Here is a 17,966-nt window from a genome sequence, read left to right on the forward strand (position 1 = left end):
CCCCACAGCGTGTCCCGGGGGGGGCCCCCCCCCCCCCCCACCCGACACCCGGCAACACCCCGCCCCCCCCCCCCCCCCGGGGGGCCCCACTTTGGTTTCACAACCAGACGAGTCGTCCCTCGGCGACCGCGCAGGTCGGATGGCTTCCATCGGCGATTTTCGTGAGCATTTCCGTCATGGAGTCGAAATAGTGCGCCAGTGATACGTACTCGCCCGTGGTCGTGATCTCACCCACGAACCACCTGCCGATACTGCCGTCCCGCACGTCGATGAACTTTCCTGTCCAGCCGTCCTGGTCCGACAGGAACGGGATCCACTCATTGCGCCAGAACGGATTGTCCGGCTGATCCGGAGGATTGACCCCACCGGGCATGGAGCGGTTCGCGTAGAGCTTCTCTATCGCCCGGATGCCCAGAAAGAAGGTTCCCTCGTCCGGAAACCCGGCGAAACCGCAACATTCCACATCGTCGTCCACGTCTTCCTCAGGAAGATCCAGATTGTTCTGCAACAGCCACGTCCGCAGTTCCCGAGGAAGCGGGATGCCCATCCGTTCCTCGGCTGCCGCGAGCATCTGTTCGGTGGCCGGCCCGGGCAGATCCGCATGATCGGCCGGGGCGTGCTCCTGAAGAAGACTCATCACGCGGGACCAGCTCTCCACCACGCCCATTCCCCACGATCCTCTCTGTACGAACGCCCTCTACGGCTGCGCCACTGCGAGCTACTGTTCGAAGCGTCGACGCCGGGTGCCGCAATCCCGAAGCGCGCGCAAGAAAGCCACCTTGCACAGCGCCGACCGGAAAACCTCGCAGGAATGGTACTCGGAGTGGGTTGACTGTCCCCTGCTCGGCGCCTTCCGACCCACAGTGCAGGACCGTCCGCTCGCGAGGTGACCGCCCGCCAGCTCCTCATGGACACGCCGGTGTGTGCCCCTGCGGGCCCAGCTGAGGAACGTATGGTGCTCTCGCCGGCCGGCAGAGCCGCGGCGAGCGCGAGCAGCGTGACGGCCAGGACCCGGCCGATCTGCGGCGATCAGGTCCCGCAGTCAAGGGCCCGTACTTCGGCTGGGGCGCCAGGGCCGTCACCGCCGTCGTCGTCGGTCTCGCACTGGTTGCGTTCGTGAGCTGGGAGCAGCGGGCGCGCCGGCCGATCCTGAACGTGCGCAAGTACCGCGACAATGGCCATCCTAGGCTCCGCCCTGTCCACCTACTACGCCGACCAGCCCACCGACCGGTCGGCGACACCAACGTGTCCTCAGGCCTGCTCGCTGACGCCACCGACTCGGTAGGGGGCGAACTTGTCGCCATCTCGGTGCGGGGAGGCGTCTGGCACCATTCTTCGGAATGATCTTTACACCCTATTTGCACCTCTATGCTTGCGGGCGGACACAAAGCACGGATCTGACCTGGGAGTTGAGAGTGGCGCACTAGGTTGCCGCGCTGACGGCGGAACTCACGGACATGGCTGCGGGCGTGTGCCGACTCAGGCTCCCGCCTTTGCCTCGATGGTCGGGGATACCCGACTCCGTGGAGATGCCCGCCCCGCTGAGTACGAGCACACCGCCGGTGTCCAGTGCATCCGCGACCGGCTCCAGATCCATGGTGGCCGACGGCCAGTCCATGGTCGGGGCCCAGGCGAGGGTGGGGCGCATGCGCATGCCGCCAGCGTACGCAGTGGGCTGCCGTCAGGTCCTCTGGCACGGCGGCCGGGTTCCGTGGCCGGCTGCGGGGGCGAATGCCTGTGCCCGGACGGCTGAGCGGTGCCGCAGCGGTGATCAGCCGGGCCGGCTACATGCTGCGCGGCGCGCAGGTTGCCGTGCGCATCGGCGTAGCCGTAGTCGGCTGGCACCGGGGTGATCCTGCCATGGAGTTCACGCAGTCGCTGCAGCAGCGGCACCGCGACATCCCGGTCCTGGACGCACGCGGCGGAGACCATCACCACAACCAGCAGCAAGCCCAGGTAGTCCACGACTGACGGTGTCGGCAGCCCGCAGGGACTGCGACTCGATGATCGCCGCCGTCGGCGAAGGCTTGAAAGCCTACACTTCTGAGGAAATCGCAGTTTAGACTATTTTAACTCTGCAATTCTGGCAGAAGTGTCGCCAGGACCGTCGGAACCAGGCGTCCGATCAGACCGGAGGGTCCGCAGCGAGTGGTCGTCGGCAGCCTTGCAGGGGCGCGGGCGGATCACATGGGTGCCAGGAGGAACATCTCTCGATGACCCGGCCCGATGACCCGCGCACCGCGGCGGCCCGGATGTTCGCCGAGGCCGGGGCGTTCGGCGAGCTTCTGGCCGGGATCGAGTGGGCGGCGACGCCGCTCGGGCTCCCCGAGTCCTGGCCGGGGCCCCTGGTGGACACCATGCGCCTCATGCTCACCTCTGAGCACGGGATGGCTCTGTACTGGGGCACTGAATTCGCCACGCTGTACAACCAGGGCTCCTCACCCATAGTCGGCGCCAAACACCCCTGGGCGCTCGGCAAGCCGTACAAGGACGTGTTCCCCGAAGTCTGGGCCCATCCCGTGAGCTCCCACTTCCACTATGTGATCGACACCCGCAAGTCCCTGCTGATCCGCGATGAGCCGCTCATCATGGAGCGCCACGGCTTTCTGGAACAGTGCTACTTCTCCTCCTCCTTCCAGCCCGTGCTGCTGGACGACGGCACCGCCGGCGGCGTGCTGCAGATCATCACCGAGACCACCGGCCGGGTATTGGGCGAGCGCCGGCTGCGCCTGCTGAGCGAGACCGGCGCCCGCACCGCCGGGCTGCTCACGCCGGGCGAGGTCGCCCGCGTCGTTGCGGAGGTGCTGGGCTCGTATCCCGAGGAGATCCCGTTCCTGGGCTTGTACCTGGCCTCCGAGCCGGGGATGCTGCGGCCGGCTGCTTCCGTCGGTCTCCAGCCGGCGCCCGAGGTCATCTCGCCGAGTGCGGCCGACGGGTCGGAGATCGCGGCCCGGCTGGCGCAGGTGATCGCCGACGGTGCCCCTGCCACGCTGCCGGCCGCCGCGCTCACCGGGGGCAACACGGCCGGGCAGCACGCCGCGGCCGCCCGGCTCCCCGTCGAGGAGGCAATGGCTCTGCCGCTGGACTGTGCGGGCCAGGTGGGCGGCGTCCTGGTAGTGGGCATCAACCCCTGCTTCCCGCCGGCCGGCGCGTATCGGGACTTCTTGGAGGTGCTCGCTGCCGCGGTGGCCGGAGCGCTGACGGCCGCGCTCGCCCACGACGAGCAGCGTCGGCGGGCGGAGGCGCTGGCCGAGCTGGACCGAGCCAAGACCACCTTCTTCGCCAACGTGAGCCATGAACTGCGCACCCCGCTCACCCTGCTCCTGGGCCCGCTCCAGCAGGTTCTGGCCGACGAGGACCGGCCCGAGCGGCGCGAGCAGCTGGAGCTGGCCGAGCGCGGTGCCCTGCGCCTGCTGAAGCAGGTCAACACTCTCCTGGAGGTCGCCAGGGCCGATGCCGGGCAGATACGCCCGGCCCTGGAGCCGGTCGACCTCGCCGGTGCCACGGCCGAGCTGGCCGGGGTGTTCCGCTCCGCCTTCGAGGCGGCCGGGCTGACGCTGGAGGTGGACTGCCCGCCGCTGTCCAGGCCGGTGTCCCTGGACCGGGAGATGTGGGAGAAGATCGTCCTCAACCTGCTCAGCAACGCCCTGAAGTTCACCTTCACCGGTGGCGCCCGGGTACAGGTGGCCGCGGCCGGCGACCGGGCCCGGCTGACCGTGACCGACACCGGAACCGGCATCCCCGCGGACGAGCTGCCGCGTCTGTTCGAGCGTTTCTACCGGGTCCGCGGCGCCCGCTCCCGCTCCCACGAGGGCAGCGGCCTCGGCCTGGTGCTCGTGAAGGATCTGGTGGAAGCGCATGGAGGCACCGTCAGCGTGGACAGCCGGGTCGGCCAGGGCACCAACGTCACCGTGGACCTTCCCTTCGCCGTCGGCCACCGGCCGCGCCCGGCCCCGTCCGCGGCCGGCGACGTATCCCGCGATGAAACCCCCAGGGAAGGTGGAGGCGGCCGGCCCGGCCGCGCCGCGGCCTATGTGGACGAGGCGCTGGGCTGGCTGGCGCCCGACCTCGCCGCAGCCGCCCACGCCACCCCCGCGACACGCACCCCGCACGCCCCCGCGACCCACGATGCCTCCCACGACCCCGGTCCGTACGAAACCGACCGCCCCCGCCGGGCCCGCCTGCTGGTCGTCGACGACAACGCCGACATGCGGGCCTACCTCACCCAGCTCCTGCAGCCCGACTACGACGTGCTGCTTGCCGCCGACGGCCGGGCCGCCCTGGAGGTTGCTCTGGCGCAGCCGGTCGAGCTGGTGCTCAGCGACGTGATGATGCCCGGCATGGACGGCTTCGAGCTGGTCCGGGCGCTGCGCGCCGACTCGCGCACCGCCCGCCTGCCCATCGTCCTGCTCACCGCCCGCGCCGGCGAGGAGGAATCCGTGCAGGGCCGGCAGGCCGGCGCCGACGACTACCTGGCCAAACCCTTCTCCGCCCGCCAACTGCTGGCGCGCGTCCGCACCGGGCTGGAACTGTCCCGGCTGCGCGAAGAGGTCCTCACCGAGACCCGCAACCAGCTGGCCGTGCTGGCCTCCCTGGCCGACGCGGGCCTACGGCTGTCCGCCACCCTCGACCCGGACCAGATACTGCAAACCGCCGGCCAGATCTTGCTGACCGACTTCGCCGACCAGATCAGCATCCACCTCACCGCCGAAAAACCCGCCCCGGCGCAGTCGCCCCTGGCATACAGCGCCGGAACCCGCCTTGTTGCCCGCGAGGTCCTGGCCGGCGCCGCCACCCACGCGATCAACGGCACCGCCCCGGCGCCAACCGGCCCGTACCCGTCGCCCGCCGCCATGCTGGCCCTGCCGCTGCACGCCCACGGCCGGACACTGGGCGCCCTGGTACTGGTCCGGCGCGCCGACTACTCCCCGGTCGAACGCAAGTATCTGGAGAACCTCGCCCACCGCTTGGCCCTGGCATACGACAACGCGACCCGCTACCGCAACGAGCGCCACCTCGCCCTCTCCTTGCAGCGCGCCCTGCTGCCCCACCGCCTGCCCCAGGTGCCCGGAGTGCGCCTGGCCACGCACTACCGGGCCAGCAACCGCGGGGCCGAGGTCGGCGGTGACTGGTACGACGTGCTCGCACTGCCCGATGGCGCCGTGGGGCTGGCTATCGGAGACGTCATGGGCCACGACGTGGAAGCCGCCATCGTGATGGGGCAACTCCGCTCCGCGCTGCACAGCCTCGCGATGGAGGGCGCCGGCCCGGCCCAGGTGCTCGCCAGGCTGGACGCCTACCTGCAATCGCTCGCCGCCGAACGCTTCGCCACCTGCCTGTACGCGGTCTACGACCCACACCGCCACAGCCTGAGCTACGCCTCCAGCGGGCACCTGCCACCCCTGCTGATAGCCGCCGACACCACCTACTTGGAGCTGCCCCCGGCGCTGCCGCTGGGACTGGGCAGCACGCCGGTCGACCGCGAGGTGGCGTTCCCGCCCGGCACCAGCCTGCTGCTGTACACCGATGGCCTGGTGGAAAACCGAGCGCTGTCCCTGGATGGCTGCCTGGCGGCCCTGCGACAGACGTGCAGCACTCTGCCCGCCGCCGCCCGCACCGACCCGCAGCTGATCACCGAACGAGCCCTGGAGCTGCTGAACACCCCCGACCGTGTCGACGACGACACCGCCCTGCTCGCCGCCACCGCCGAGCCATCGCATTGAACCGGCGACCCGCAGGGCAGTCTGAGGGCGCGCCGCGCTTCTGCGGTACGGCGTCACCGGGGGAGACGCCCCGCGGCCGTAGTGATGGGCGGTGAACATGTAGAGCAGGCCGGAGACCACGACGACCACGCCGCACGGCAGGACGATCCAGCTTTCCCACCAGGTCTTCTCCGGGGTGCGGGCCCAGGAGATGTTGATGACGGCCAGGATGCCGTAGACCAGCGCCGCGACGTTCACGTTCCGCCCCAGGCGGCATGGAGGCCGACGACGCACTGATCGAGAAGTTGCCTCCCGCGCCGACCTCCTCAGAAGCGAGCTCGTAGCGGCCGCCGGCTGGCACCAGCGGTCTTCCTCGCCGTCCCGCCCGGTGGTGCGGCATTGTGGGTAAGCGAGCCAGTGTGGGAGCAGCACGCCCTCGCGCAGCGGCCCGACCCGCTGGGCGAGGGCGGACAGGCCCAGTTGCTCGCTCACCTGCTTGAACCAAGCCCGTGGGTCGGCTAGTTGGCGATGCCAACGCGTTCCCAAGCTCACAAGGCCTCAACGAGCGTTACGGTTTCGGGGGAGACGACCGCAGGCGTCATCCATCGTCGCCCCTTGGGCACGACGAGGCGTCTTCCCAGGGCCGACAGGTGGCGCCGCCGACCTGGTGGTCGGGCTGGGCGTCAGCCGACGTGCCCAAGAGGTGCTGGACGTGCATGCCCGCCGTGGTCACGGTGATCCTCCTGAACTCGCTGCCCCTACGTTCCGGTGGAGGCGACGGTCGTCCCGAGCGTTGTCCCGCGGCGCATCAGGGTGTTGAAGCGATGGCTGCAGCTCGCCCAGTTGTTCTCGAACTGGGTCGGGCGACCTCAGTGAGGGAACGTACAGGCTCGCCAGGACTGGAAGGAAGGCTCACGGTTCGGGGAGGCACAGGGGGGTACGACGGGGATCCACTGTGTGCCCCTGAGTTGCCTGCGGTGCCCCTGAAGCCGCGCGGTAGGGTTCGTTGACCTGCGGGAATGCCTGAAGGCAGGCTAGTGGCGAGCGGGAGGCGGTCGGATGGTGTCTCCCGTCTTTGGTTCGCTGGTGGGAGGGCGGCAGGAGGATTTCGGGAGCGGTTCCGAGGCGCGGGCGATTCCACGGTGTGGCTGTCTGTGGGCAGCTGTGGCAGGACGTTTGCTGACCTGATGCTGACTTGGGCTGGGTCCGGCCGTGTTTGGGTCCGGCCGTGCTTGGGTCGGGGGGCGGCAGCCTTCTTTGACTGACGCTGTAGGGAGACGACAAGGCTGGGAGTGGCGTCGAGCGCCCGCGCATAGTCCGGACCTTGATCGTGGATTGGTGGGGTCGGACGCAGGCCGGAGTGTCGGCTTGGCGGTGGACAGCCATCTGGTGCTCTGCCCCCGTAACACAACCTGCGAGACCAACTCCGTGTTTGAGTGGCAGAGCGTCACGAGCCGGTGTAGCGTCGTGATCAGCAGTCGTGGTTCCGAAGTCCCGTTCGCCCGTGATCGCAGTCACGGGCGTTTTTGCTGTTCAACGCCTCTCCGGACCAGGGCGATCACCTCCGGACCCCGCACGGTGCGGGGCCCGATACGAGTCCCTCGAAGGAGACAGGCACATGGCTACAGGCACTGTGAAGTGGTTCAACTCGGAGAAGGGCTTCGGCTTCATCGAGCAGGACGGCGGCGGCCCCGACGTCTTCGCCCACTACTCGAACATCGCCAGCTCGGGCTTCCGTGAGCTTCAGGAAGGCCAGAAGGTCAGCTTCGACATCACGCAGGGCCAGAAGGGCCCACAGGCAGAGAACATCACTCCTGCCTAACGACGCACGAAGAAGCCCCGGCCAGTGATCCCACCGGCCGGGGCTTGCCCGTCTCGCCCCGCCGTCCAGACCTGTACGGTCCGGAAGGCGGGGCGTCGTGCATTGTCGAGCACTCGGCTAGTCGTTCGGTAGATCCCTCCGCCCCACGCCGACTGCGTTGTAAGGCAGTTACGCGGACCCATCGGACAAGCACTAGGCGGATCGTGATCCGTGAAGGTGGACGGACGAAGAGATCTTCTTGAGGTTGTCTTGCGCGCCCAGCTGGATGCCACCGGACCGGCTCGACGCCGGTGAGGAACTGCCGCCCGGGGAGCGCGAGGATCTGCTGGAGCGGGTCGCGGAGAGGTGAGAGCGGGTGGCATTGTGCACGCACAGCGCAGGCAGTTTCGCCGTCTGTCTCCCCGGCTCCAGCGCTGCCGCGCCGACGGGCCCCCTTCCGAGGACGTCCGGGCCGGCGACGCGTTCGCCCCACTGCTGACTGGTGGCCGGACGGGCCCGCTTTCGGTTCAGCTGCCCCCCGCGTGATCGGCGAGCTGCTCCCGTTCGAGCACGGAGATGCGGCCGCGGGCCAGGCGGATCGGCTGCTTGTCGGCGAAGTCGCGCAGCACCTTGGTAGTGGTTTCCCGGGAGGTGCCGGCCAGTGCGGCGATCTGCTGGTGGGTGAGCGCGATCTGCGGGCTGCGGCCGCGTCGCCGAGGTCGCGGAAGATGTCGACCTCGGAGATGCACCAGGTCCGGTCGGGGTCGTCGTCTGCCGCGTCGTGGTCGATCATGCGGTGGGACTCCTCGCGTCGCCCCGGGGCCCATGGCGGCGGTGCGCCGCCCGAGACGGGGGCGGCCAGGGCGTCGGCGCCTTCGGCCAGACAGTACGGGACCGAGCCGTCGTCGGCACCCGGGGCAGTCGGCCGGGGCCGTCCGGCGTCGCGGGCGCAGTCGCGGTCATCGGCCGGCCGCGCTGGCACGCCCCGCCGTCACCTGGGCGATTACGGCGAAAGTGAGGCCCGCCAGCAGCCCGAACACCAGGTGGCCGCCGAGGCTGGAGTTGGTCACGTCGTTCCATTCGAAGACCGGCATGCCCATGTTCGCCGGCATGCTCCACGGAGCGCCCAGGGCCCACCACACGGCGCCGTAGGCCACTCCGAGGACGATCGCGGGCGCGAGCTTCTGAGTGAACGCGTCTAGCAGAATGCCGAAGCCGATGCCCGCGAGTGAGGGCTTACGTACGGGCTGGTAGGCACTCGGCGTGGTTACAGCGGCTTTCGGCAGGGCTCGGCCCGAGCCGGGAGGAGGCCATGCAGGTGGCTTCCCGGGTTGCTCAGCGCCTCGGCCTGCTTCCGGGATCGGTGCCGGCTCGGCGCCACTGTGCGGGGCTCATTCCGTGCACCTTGCCGAACGTGCGGGCGAAGTAGCCGGCGTCCGGGAAGCCCACGTGCCTGCCTATCTCGCTGATGGGGAGTTCGGTCGCGGCCAGCAGGCGCCGGGCTTGCACCATCCGTCGCTCGGTGATCCACTCCTGTACGGTACGCCCGGTCCGTCGGCGCACGGTCGAGGTGAGGTGGCCGGGGGAGAGGTTGACTGCGCCGGCCACGTCGCGCAGGGACAGCGGTTGTGGGTAGCGCTGCTCGATGACCTCGAACACCTCGGCGAGCAGTGGTTCCCGGTTCTCGCGCAGGTCGCCCACGACATCGGCGGCGAGCCGGGACACTGCGACCAGCAGCAGTGTCAGATGGGCCGACGCGGCCTCCCGGTAGCCGTCCTGGCGTTGCGCCAGTTCATCATGAAGGGCCTGGATCCGGTCGGTCCGGTTCGGGTACCCGCAACCGCAGGGCGCCGATCGCTCCGCCGCGCACGAACGGGAACAGCAGCGGGTGCGTGCGCCAGGCCAGGTGAGCGCCGGGAACGTCCGGGCCGAGCGCGTCGGCCGTGAAGAACACGCCCCAGCCATGGGCCTGGGCCAGGTCGGTGGCGTGGACATGGCCCATCACGTCGCCGGGTGCAATGACGAACAGGTCGCCGGCCTCGATCGGCCAGGCCCGCCGGCCGGTGCGCAGCAGTCCGCCGCCGGTCTGGAAGTACGCCAGGCCGGGGAAGTCGTGGGCGTGCTCCTCGAAGGTGCCGGTGCTTTCCCAGTCACTCTCCCAGCCGTGCTCCAGCCGCCAGGTCGCCATGGGCAGTTCGCCGGGTGTCGGCCGTATCGAGTAGGTCGCCGGCCGGTCCCGGTTGGGTGCCTTGCGTACAGTCCTCACCGTTGAATCGTCCCATTGAAGCCGCAGATCGGTACAGGTCCGCAGCTTCGGACGCAGTCAGACTGAGGGCATGACCGAAAAAATGTCTCAGCCGCTCACCGAGCGGAAGTACATCCCGGGCATGGGGAAGCACTTCCTGACGCCGCTCTACGACGTGATGCACCACGTGTTCGGGCTGCGCCCGATCCACCAGGAGATGATCACGCTGGCCCGGCTGCGGGACGGGCACCGGGTGCTGGACGTCGGCTGTGGCACCGGGAACCTGCTGCGGGCGACCGGTCAGCGGCATCGGAACGTGGACCTCGTCGGGCTGGACCCGGACCCGCAGGCGCTGGCCCGCGCCGGGCGCAAGGCCCGGCGGGCCGGCTTCACCGTACGGCTGGACCGCGGGTTCGCCCAGGAACTGCCCTACGCCGACGGCTCGTTCGACCGGGTCTTCTCCAGCCTGATGCTGCACCACCTGGACAGCACGTCGAAGGACGCACTGCTGGCCGAAGTCCGCCGCGTGCTGCGGCCCGACGGGCTCCTCGTCCTGGCCGACGCGGTGCTCGACGAGCACGGGCATGACCACATGCACGGCCGAGGTCGCCGTCAGGGCGGGAGGCGCGGCCGGATGCGCGAACAACTGCGCGACAACGTCGGTGACGCCGTTCCGCAGCGGATCGCCGCCGCCGGCTTCACTGTGGAGTCAACCCGCACCATGGCCCTGCGGATCGGCGGAAGAGTCGGCATCGAACTGGCCCACCCGAGTGGGCCGGCCCAGAATTAGCCCGGGTCGGACCGCCCGGTGCCGGGCATCCGCCAACACCCGGCACCGATCACGCAGTTGACCGGCGAGTGCTCAGCCTTGCATGGAGAAGGTCAGCGGCGTCGGTAGGGGCCTGGTCTCGGCCGGGCGGTGGCCATGCGCGTGGCAGGTGCTCAGCCAGTCGTCGACCATCGGCGTTCCACGCCAGCTGCGGTAGTCGTTGGACCGCGGCTCGAAGCGCAGGCGTTGATTCGTGGCACGCTGAAGCGGTCATGGGTTAGACCCTGATCACTGTCGGCGGTGGCCGACCTCTGCGAGGCGTAGCAGGGCCCTGGATCTCTGCACTCCGCGACAGTGATTGGCGCGTGGGGAAGCCGCCGTGCGGCGCGGTTCGGTGCTGCGATGTTGTGTGAAGCCTTGACACGTTCTGTTCGGCTGCGTAGATATGACACCGCAGTCATGACAGCGCAGTCATAAAGCGGTCGGCCCCGGACGGCCGTCCCTGACTCGCTAGGATCTGAGCCGACGGACAGCGGGAGACACCAGATGACGCGAGTGGGAGGACGGGGTGGAAGCCCCGCCGCGCCGCGCAGCGTGGACGTTGCCCGGCTGGCCGGCGTCTCGCAGAAGACGGTGTCGCGGGTTTTCAACGGTGAGCGGTACGTGTCGGACGAGGTGCGTCGGCGGGTGCTCGAAGCCGCCGAGGAACTCGGCTACCGGATCAACAGCGCGGCCCGTGCACTGGCCTCGGGGCGCTCCCGCTCCATCGGCGTGGTCACCCTGGGAACCGCCTTGTACGGCCCCGCCTCACTGCTCACCGGCATCGAGCGGGCCGCGCGGGACGCGGGTTATGCCCTCCGTGTGGTCACCACGCTGGAGGGCGACCCGGGCGGAGTCGCCGGCGCTGTGGAGTCCCTGCTGGAACAGGGCGTGGACGGCATCGTCATATCGGAACCGATCGACGAGGGGGCGGTCTCCCTCAGCGTCGATGTGCCGGTCCTCGTTCTCGGCGCGCCCGCGGCATTCGGCGGCCCCAGGGCCGTGACCGCGGGGGCCGGTGCGGAGTCGTTGGCGCGAGCAGCCACCGAGCATCTGCTGAGTCTGGGCCATCCGACGGTCCATCACCTCGCCGGTCCGCAGCGATGGTTCGCCGCCCGGGACCGTCTGGAGGGCTGGCGGGCGGCGCTGGAGGCACAGGGCCGGGAACAGCCGCCCGTGATGGTGGGCGACTGGTCGGCCGAGTCCGGCTACGTGGCGGGCCGCGAACTGCTCGCCTCTGCCGGCGATGTCACCGCGGTGTTCGCCGCCAACGACGACATGGCCATCGGACTGGTCCGAGCGCTGGTGGAAGCCGGTCTGCGGGTGCCGGACGACGTGAGTGTCGTCGGTTTCGACGACGTCCCCGTCGCGGGCTATGTCACTCCTCCGCTGACCACGATGCGCCAGCCCTTCGACGCCGTGGCACAGGAGGGGCTGCGGCTCCTGGTGCAGGCCATCGAGAAGCCGGACGCGGAGTCGGCACCGGCGCACGATCCGCCGGTCGAGCTTGTCGTCCGCGCCTCGACCGCACCCCCGCCGGTCCGGAAGACCCCGGCAGGCGGGCGACGTACGGCCCCCCGTGCACGCCGCGGCCCAGCACACGCGCCTCCGCCCACAGACGGACCGCCGACCACCGACTGACCAGCCCTCACCGGCCGACGCCACCCGCTCACGGCCGCTGAGCCGATGGGCGAACCAGTAGCCGGGCGGTGAGCCGCCCGCGCCCACCGCCCCTCAACGCCCTTCCACGGCTGTGGACCTCCGCCGTCGGTACGCGTCACGCGCGTCGGCCACGGCCCCTGTGACGCCGACCCGAGCATGGCGACCCCGATGCCTCGGCAGTCCGCGCCCCGCACTTCCCCGCACGCTCCTCCCATCCCACCTTCACGACGCGCCCTCGCCAGGCGCTCCGTTCCCCTTCCCACCGGCGGGAGTTCACCATGCCCAGGTCCTTCGTTCCCACCTCCTCCATGAGCCGTCGGCGCTTCCTTGCCGCGACCGGCGCGGTGTCCCTCGGCGCCGCGCTCGCCGCCTGCGGTGGCGACAGCGGCTCCGGCTCGTCCGCCGAGCCGGCGAGCCAGGCCGACATCGACAAGGCGATGAAGACGCCGACCGAGCTGTCGTTCTGGACCTGGGTGCCGGACATCCAGCAGGAGATCGCGCTGTTCGAGAAGAAGTACCCCGCGATCAAGGTCAAGGTCGTCAACTCCGGCCAGGGCGTCGAGCACTACACCAAGCTGCGCACCGCGCTCAAGGCCGGCACCGGCGCACCGGATCTCGTGCAGATCGAGTACCAGGCGATCCCCACCTTCACGATCACGGACAGCCTGCTGAACCTCGCCCCGTACGGCGCCTCGGCGCTGAAGGACCAGTTCGTCGACTGGACATGGGGCCAGGTCGGCGGACCCGGTGGCGAGGTCTGGGCGATACCCCAGGACACCGGTCCGATGGGCATGCTGTACCGCAAGGACATCTTCGACAAGCACGGCATCCAAGTGCCCACCACCTGGGACGAGTTCGCCGCGGCCGCGCGCAGGCTCCACAAGGCCGACCCGGACGTCTACCTCACCAACCTCGCGCGGAACGAACCCGCCGCCTGGCACGGCCTGCTGTGGCAGGCAGGCGCCAAACCGTATGCGACCCCGGGCAGGAGCGACCTCTCCATCAGTGTCGACGACGCCGTCTCCAGGAAGCTCGGCGCGTACTGGGGCGGGCTCGCGAAGGAAGGCGTCATCAGTACCGACCCGGACTTCACCGACGGCTGGTACGCCGGGTTCAACAAGGGCAAGTACGCCACCTGGCTCACCGCGGCCTGGGGCCCGGCCTTCCTGTCCGGCTCGGCCAAGGCCACCGCCGGCAACTGGCGCGCGGCGCCGCTGCCGCAGTGGGACGCGTCCAAGCCGGTCTCGGGCAACTGGGGCGGCTCCACGACCGCGGTCATCAAGTCCACCAGGAACGCGATCGCGGCAGCGCGGTTCGCCCAGTTCCTCAACAGCGACCCGGCCAGCGCCAGGATGTTCGCCACCAAGCAGTTCTTCTTCCCGGCGACCAAGTCCCTGCTCGCCGACCCGAGTTTCACCGGCGACGCGCCTGCCTTCTACGGCGGCCAGAAGGTCAACCAGATCTTCGCCGGCATCAGCGAGACGGTCCCCACGTCGTTCCAGTGGCCGCCGTTCCTCGACCAGGCGGCGACCGACTGGACCGAGACCGTCGGAAAGTCCCTCGCCGACCGGTCCGACACCGTCTCCGCGCTCGGCACGTGGCAGTCGCGGCTCACGACGTACGCGAAGAAGCAGGGCTTCACCGTCAAGGGGGCCTGAAGTGGCTGTCCCGACTGCGGGCCAGGCCGCGAAGCCGCGCCGATCGGGACCGCCGCGCCGCCGGTCCGGCGCGGCAGGGCCGCTGTTCGTGGCCCCGTTCCTGATCCTCTTCCTCCTGCTGTTCCTCGCCCCCCTCGGCTATGCCGCCTACCTCAGCCTCTTCCAGCAACGCCTCATCGGCGGAACGGTCTTCGTCGGCCTGGACAACTACGTCACCGCCCTGAAGGACCCGCTCCTCCTCCACGGCGTCGGACGCGTGGCCCTGTTCTTCGTGATCCAGGTGCCGCTGATGCTGCTGCTGGCCCTGGTGTTCGCCCTCGCCCTCGACAGCGGCCTGCTGCGGCTGGCACGTGTGATCAGGCTGGGCATCTTCGTGCCCTACGCGGTGCCCAGTGTGGTGGCCGCTCTCATGTGGGGCTACCTCTACGGCCGGGACTTCGGTCCGTTCGCCCAGCTGAGCCGCAACCTGGACGTGCCGGCCCCGCGGTTCCTCAGTGAGGGCTGGATGCTGGGCAGCCTGGCGAACATCGTGACCTGGGAGTTCGTCGGCTACAACATGATCATCCTGTACGCGGCCCTGCGGACCATCCCGCAGGACCTGTACGAGGCGGCCGCGATGGACGGGGCGGGCGCCTGGCGCATCGCCTGGTCGATCAAACTCCCGGCGCTGCGGCCCGCTCTGCTGCTCACCCTGCTGTTCTCGGTGATCGGCAGCTTCCAGTTGTTCAACGAGCCGAACCTGCTGATGAAGATCGCCCCCGACGTCATCAGCAGCTCCTACACCGCCAACCTCTATGCCTACTCCCTCGCCTTCACCGGCAACCAGGTCAACTACGCGGCCACGGTGTCCTTCCTCCTGGGCCTGGTCATCGTGATCGCCTCCTACGTCGTGCTGCTGACCGCGAACCGCAGGAGGGCCACGTGACGACGACGATGCCGAAGGCCACGACCGCACCGGCCGGCCCCGCACCCGCCGCACCGACGCGACGCCGCACCACGTCCCGCCGCCGCAGCACCCCGCTGACGATCGCCATGCTGGCGGCCCTGGCCTACTTCCTGCTCCCGCTGTTCTGGCTGCTGGTGGCCTCGACCAAGAACACACAGGACCTGTTCAACAGCTTCGGCCTGTGGTTCTCCCGCACCCCGCAGTTGTCGGCCAACATCAAAGCCACCTTCACACAGGACGACGGCGTCTTCGTGCACTGGCTGCTCAACACCGCCGGGTACGCCGTCGTCAGTGCGCTCGGCGCCGCACTGCTCGCGGCCGCCGCAGGATACGGCTTCGCCAAGTACCGCTTCCGCGGTGACCGGGCCGCCTTCAACCTCGTACTCGGCGCCATCATGGTCCCGGCCACCGCGCTGGCCATCCCGACCTATCTGCTGTTCGCCGAGGTCGGCCTGGTCAACACGCCCTGGGCGATCATCCTGCCCTCCCTCGTCAACCCCTTCGGCCTCTACCTGATGCGCGTCTACGCGGCCGACGCCGTCCCGGACAGTCTCCTGGAGGCCGCCCGCATCGACGGGGCAGGGGAGGCACGGATCTTCTTCCGGATCGTGCTCAGGCTGCTGGCGCCCGGACTGGTGACCGTCCTGCTCTTCACCCTCGTATCGACCTGGAACAACTACTTCCTGCCGTTGATCATGCTCAACGACCCGAACCTGTACCCCATCACGGTCGGACTCTCCTCCTGGGCAGCCCAGGCGCAGAACGGTGGGGCCGGCGCCGGCGGCGACATGCTCCCGCTCGTCGTGACCGGGTCCCTGATCTCCGTCGTGCCGCTCGTCATGGCCTTCCTCCTGCTCCAGCGCTACTGGCAAAGCGGTCTGGCGACCGGAAGCGTCAAGCAGTAACTCCCCCTACTTTTCCGGAGGTTCCTTCATGGCGGATCTGCCCGCCCGAGTCCTGTTCGGCGCCGCTTACTACCACGAGTACACGCCCGGGTACGACCCCGAACTGCGGCCCGCCGAACGGCTGAAGACCGATCTCGACCTGATGGCCGCGGCGAACTTCACTGTGATCCGCGTGGGCGAGTCGGTCTGGTCGACCTGGGAGCCGGAGAACGGCGGCTTCGACCTCGACTGGCTCCAGCCCGTCCTCGACGGCGCCCACGAGCGGGGCATCTCCGTCATCATCGGCACCCCGACGTACGCGGTGCCGCCCTGGCTGGCCCGCCAGTACCCGGAGATCACGGGCGAACACGCCACCGGACAGCGCCTCGGCTGGGGCGCCCGCCAGGAGGTCGACTTCACCCACCCGGCGTTCCGCTTCCACGCCGAGCGGATCATCCGCAAGATCGTCGCCCGGTACGCCGGCCATCCGGCCGTCATCGGCTGGCAGGTGGACAACGAACCGGGCCTGCACCTCTTCCACAACCGGGGCGTCTTCCAGCGCTTCGTCGACCACCTGCGCGGCAAGTACGGCGATGTCGAGACCCTGAACCGCGAATGGGGCCTGGTGTACTGGTCGCACCGGCTGTCCGACTGGGCCGACCTGTGGACCCCGGACGGCAACGTCCAGCCCCAGTACGACGTCGCCTGGCGGGAGTTCCAGGCCCGTCAGGTCACCGAGTTCATCGGCTGGCAGGCGGACATCGTCCGCGAGTACGCCCGCCCCGGGCACTTCGTCACCACCTGCATCTCCTACACCCGCCAGGGCGTCGCGGACGACGAGCTGTCCGCCCGCCTCGATATCGCCTCCGGCAACCCGTACTACGACATGCAGGACGCCCTCCTGCTCCCCGACCCCACACCGGACGACCACGAGCAGATCTGGAAGACCACCGGCGTCTGGTCGATGTACCAGACGGCGGACTGGATGTTCTCCTCCCGGCAGGAGCCGTTCCTGGTCACCGAGACCAACGCGAGCTCCATCGGTTTCGCCTGGGACAACCGCCCCGCCTACGACGGCCAGTGGCGGCAGGCCGCGTGGGCGCACGTGGCGCGCGGGGCGCGGATGATCGAGTACTGGCAGTGGCAGACCCTGCGCTTCGGCGCCGAGACGTACTGGGGCGGTGTCCTGCCGCACAGCGGACAGCCCGGCCGCGCATACGCCGAACTCGCCCGCCTGGGCGCCGAGTTCGAGACGGCCGGATCGCTCGTCGCCGGGCTCGAACCGGACGCCGACATCACGATGGTCTACTCGACGCCCAGCAAGTGGCTGATGCAGAAGCACCCCCCGCTCGCGACCGCCGACGGTGCCCCCGACCCTGCCGCCTACCACCGCATCTTCGACCCCTTCTACCGCGGCGCCTTCGAGGCCGGCCGCCAGGTGCGCCTCGTGCACGCCCGTCAACTGCACGACCCGCTCGGCGAGCGGGAAGGCATGACGCCGCAGGAGGCCGCCCACCGCCACCCCGTACTGGTCGTCCCCGGGCTGTACATCGCCGCCGACCCCACCCTCGACTGGCTCGCGGCCTACGCCGACGCGGGCGGCCACCTGGTCCTCGGCCCGCGCACCGGATACGCCGACCACGAGGCCCGGGCCCGCCTCGAACCGCAACCCGGACGCCTCACCGAGGCCGCGGGCATCACGTACGACGAATTCAGCAACCTCGCGGCCGACATCCCGGTCCGTGCCGTACCCGGCAGCCCGCTGCAGTTGCCGCAGGAGGCGGCGGCGACCCGCTGGGCCGACGGCCTGACCGTCACCGACGCCGAGGTGCTCGCCGCGTACGACCACCCGCATTTCGGCCGCTGGCCCGCGATCACCACCCGCCGTCACGGCGAGGGCCGTGTCACCTACGTCGGCACGCTCCCCGACCGGGCCCTCGCCCGGGCGCTGGCGACCTGGCTGGCCCCCACGGCCCGCCATGGTTGGGGCGAGCTGCCGGAATCGGTCACCGCGACGACCGGTACGGCCCCCGACGGGCGCCGCGTCCACGTCGTCCACAACTGGAGCTGGCAGCCCGCCCGTGTCCAGGCCCCGGTGTACCTCTCCGACGCCCTGAACGACGGTCCCGTACCGGCCGGCACCGCGCTGGACCTCGGCCCGTGGGACGTACGGGTACTCGTCGCCGACTGAGCACCCCACCCCACCCCACCCCGCCCACCTGCGATCGCAGGACCCGGGCAGCACCGTAGGCATCGCCGA

The 17,966-nt window shown here is 69.9% G+C and carries 14 protein-coding genes and 2 pseudogenes; 10 read left to right on the top strand and 6 right to left on the bottom strand.

Annotated features, from left to right (window positions below):
- Positions 1-97: 97 nt before the first annotated feature.
- Together ACFWYS_RS07335 and ACFWYS_RS07340 are read right to left on the bottom strand one after the other, a co-directional pair.
- Positions 98-667 (bottom strand): SMI1/KNR4 family protein, encoded by a 570-nt coding sequence (locus ACFWYS_RS07335; protein ID WP_384764594.1) that lies wholly within the window; start codon positions 665-667, stop codon positions 98-100.
- A gap of 798 nt (positions 668-1,465) precedes the next feature.
- A pseudogene (locus ACFWYS_RS07340) lies at positions 1,466-1,654 on the bottom strand (NAD-dependent protein deacetylase 1); the annotation flags it as partial.
- Positions 1,655-1,731: 77 nt separating this feature from the next.
- Between ACFWYS_RS07340 and ACFWYS_RS07345 the strand changes: the two are divergent.
- The 4 genes and pseudogenes from ACFWYS_RS07345 (at position 1,732) to ACFWYS_RS07360 (ending at position 7,524) form a co-directional block, all read left to right on the top strand.
- On the top strand, positions 1,732-1,971 hold the full coding sequence (locus tag ACFWYS_RS07345; protein ID WP_384764596.1) for a hypothetical protein: 240 nt from the start codon (positions 1,732-1,734) through the stop codon (positions 1,969-1,971).
- 242 nt (positions 1,972-2,213) lie between these two features.
- Positions 2,214-5,723 carry a SpoIIE family protein phosphatase gene (locus ACFWYS_RS07350; protein ID WP_384764598.1) on the top strand — a complete coding sequence of 1,170 codons (3,510 nt, stop codon included), beginning with the start codon at positions 2,214-2,216 and terminating at the stop codon, positions 5,721-5,723.
- Between the two features lie 822 nt (positions 5,724-6,545).
- Positions 6,546-6,712, top strand: a pseudogene (locus tag ACFWYS_RS07355) (pirin family protein); the annotation flags it as partial.
- Between the two features lie 608 nt (positions 6,713-7,320).
- The gene (locus ACFWYS_RS07360; protein WP_381631729.1) at positions 7,321-7,524 is read left to right on the top strand and encodes a cold-shock protein; all 204 of its coding nucleotides are present in this window, start codon (positions 7,321-7,323) and stop codon (positions 7,522-7,524) included.
- A 506-nt stretch (positions 7,525-8,030) separates the two neighbouring features.
- Here ACFWYS_RS07360 and ACFWYS_RS07365 read toward each other — a convergent pair.
- The 4 genes from ACFWYS_RS07365 to ACFWYS_RS07380 all read right to left on the bottom strand — a co-directional run bounded on the left by ACFWYS_RS07365 (position 8,031) and on the right by ACFWYS_RS07380 (position 9,769).
- Positions 8,031-8,252 carry a helix-turn-helix domain-containing protein gene (locus ACFWYS_RS07365; protein WP_384764600.1) on the bottom strand — a complete coding sequence of 74 codons (222 nt, stop codon included), beginning with the start codon at positions 8,250-8,252 and terminating at the stop codon, positions 8,031-8,033.
- 210 nt (positions 8,253-8,462) lie between these two features.
- A complete protein-coding gene (locus tag ACFWYS_RS07370; RefSeq protein WP_384764602.1) occupies positions 8,463-8,615 on the bottom strand; it encodes a hypothetical protein in 153 nt (50 codons plus the stop codon).
- Between the two features lie 223 nt (positions 8,616-8,838).
- On the bottom strand, positions 8,839-9,228 hold the full coding sequence (locus ACFWYS_RS07375) for a helix-turn-helix transcriptional regulator (RefSeq protein ID WP_384764604.1): 390 nt from the start codon (positions 9,226-9,228) through the stop codon (positions 8,839-8,841).
- 70 nt (positions 9,229-9,298) lie between these two features.
- Positions 9,299-9,769: a cupin domain-containing protein gene (locus tag ACFWYS_RS07380; protein WP_384764606.1), complete on the bottom strand. Its 471-nt coding sequence runs from the start codon at positions 9,767-9,769 to the stop codon at positions 9,299-9,301.
- A 70-nt stretch (positions 9,770-9,839) separates the two neighbouring features.
- Here ACFWYS_RS07380 and ACFWYS_RS07385 point away from each other — a divergent pair, with 70 nt between their 5' ends.
- The 6 genes from ACFWYS_RS07385 to ACFWYS_RS07410 all read left to right on the top strand — a co-directional run bounded on the left by ACFWYS_RS07385 (position 9,840) and on the right by ACFWYS_RS07410 (position 17,897).
- Positions 9,840-10,538: a class I SAM-dependent methyltransferase gene (locus ACFWYS_RS07385; protein WP_384764608.1), complete on the top strand. Its 699-nt coding sequence runs from the start codon at positions 9,840-9,842 to the stop codon at positions 10,536-10,538.
- A gap of 525 nt (positions 10,539-11,063) precedes the next feature.
- Positions 11,064-12,197: a LacI family DNA-binding transcriptional regulator gene (locus tag ACFWYS_RS07390; RefSeq protein WP_384764610.1), complete on the top strand. Its 1,134-nt coding sequence runs from the start codon at positions 11,064-11,066 to the stop codon at positions 12,195-12,197.
- 299 nt (positions 12,198-12,496) lie between these two features.
- The gene (locus ACFWYS_RS07395; RefSeq protein WP_384764612.1) at positions 12,497-13,876 is read left to right on the top strand and encodes an ABC transporter substrate-binding protein; all 1,380 of its coding nucleotides are present in this window, start codon (positions 12,497-12,499) and stop codon (positions 13,874-13,876) included.
- Between the two features lies 1 nt (position 13,877).
- The gene (locus ACFWYS_RS07400; RefSeq protein ID WP_384764613.1) at positions 13,878-14,801 is read left to right on the top strand and encodes a carbohydrate ABC transporter permease; all 924 of its coding nucleotides are present in this window, start codon (positions 13,878-13,880) and stop codon (positions 14,799-14,801) included.
- On the top strand, positions 14,798-15,727 hold the full coding sequence (locus tag ACFWYS_RS07405) for a carbohydrate ABC transporter permease (protein WP_384764615.1): 930 nt from the start codon (positions 14,798-14,800) through the stop codon (positions 15,725-15,727). The genes ACFWYS_RS07400 and ACFWYS_RS07405 overlap by 4 nt, the downstream gene beginning before the upstream one ends.
- Before the next feature lie 28 nt (positions 15,728-15,755).
- Positions 15,756-17,897, top strand: coding sequence for a beta-galactosidase (locus ACFWYS_RS07410; protein WP_384764617.1), 2,142 nt, complete (start codon positions 15,756-15,758; stop codon positions 17,895-17,897).
- Positions 17,898-17,966 lie beyond the last annotated feature (69 nt).

It is taken from the genome of Streptomyces sp. NPDC059010 (genome assembly GCF_042740355.1).
GTDB lineage: Bacteria > Actinomycetota > Actinomycetes > Streptomycetales > Streptomycetaceae > Streptomyces.

Excerpts from the sequence above, each read along its gene's own strand:
- ACFWYS_RS07345 (WP_384764596.1), top strand. The coding sequence starts at position 1,732 with ATGCCTGTGCCCGGACGGCTGAGCGGTGCCGCAGCGGTGATCAGCCGG.
- ACFWYS_RS07370 (WP_384764602.1), bottom strand. The coding sequence starts at position 8,615 with ATGCCGGCGAACATGGGCATGCCGGTCTTCGAATGGAACGACGTGACC.
- ACFWYS_RS07350 (WP_384764598.1), top strand. The coding sequence starts at position 2,214 with ATGACCCGGCCCGATGACCCGCGCACCGCGGCGGCCCGGATGTTCGCC.
- ACFWYS_RS07335 (WP_384764594.1), bottom strand. The coding sequence starts at position 667 with ATGGGCGTGGTGGAGAGCTGGTCCCGCGTGATGAGTCTTCTTCAGGAG.
- ACFWYS_RS07385 (WP_384764608.1), top strand. The coding sequence starts at position 9,840 with ATGACCGAAAAAATGTCTCAGCCGCTCACCGAGCGGAAGTACATCCCG.
- ACFWYS_RS07410 (WP_384764617.1), top strand. The coding sequence starts at position 15,756 with ATGGCGGATCTGCCCGCCCGAGTCCTGTTCGGCGCCGCTTACTACCAC.
- ACFWYS_RS07360 (WP_381631729.1), top strand. The coding sequence starts at position 7,321 with ATGGCTACAGGCACTGTGAAGTGGTTCAACTCGGAGAAGGGCTTCGGC.
- ACFWYS_RS07390 (WP_384764610.1), top strand. The coding sequence starts at position 11,064 with ATGACGCGAGTGGGAGGACGGGGTGGAAGCCCCGCCGCGCCGCGCAGC.
- ACFWYS_RS07395 (WP_384764612.1), top strand. The coding sequence starts at position 12,497 with ATGCCCAGGTCCTTCGTTCCCACCTCCTCCATGAGCCGTCGGCGCTTC.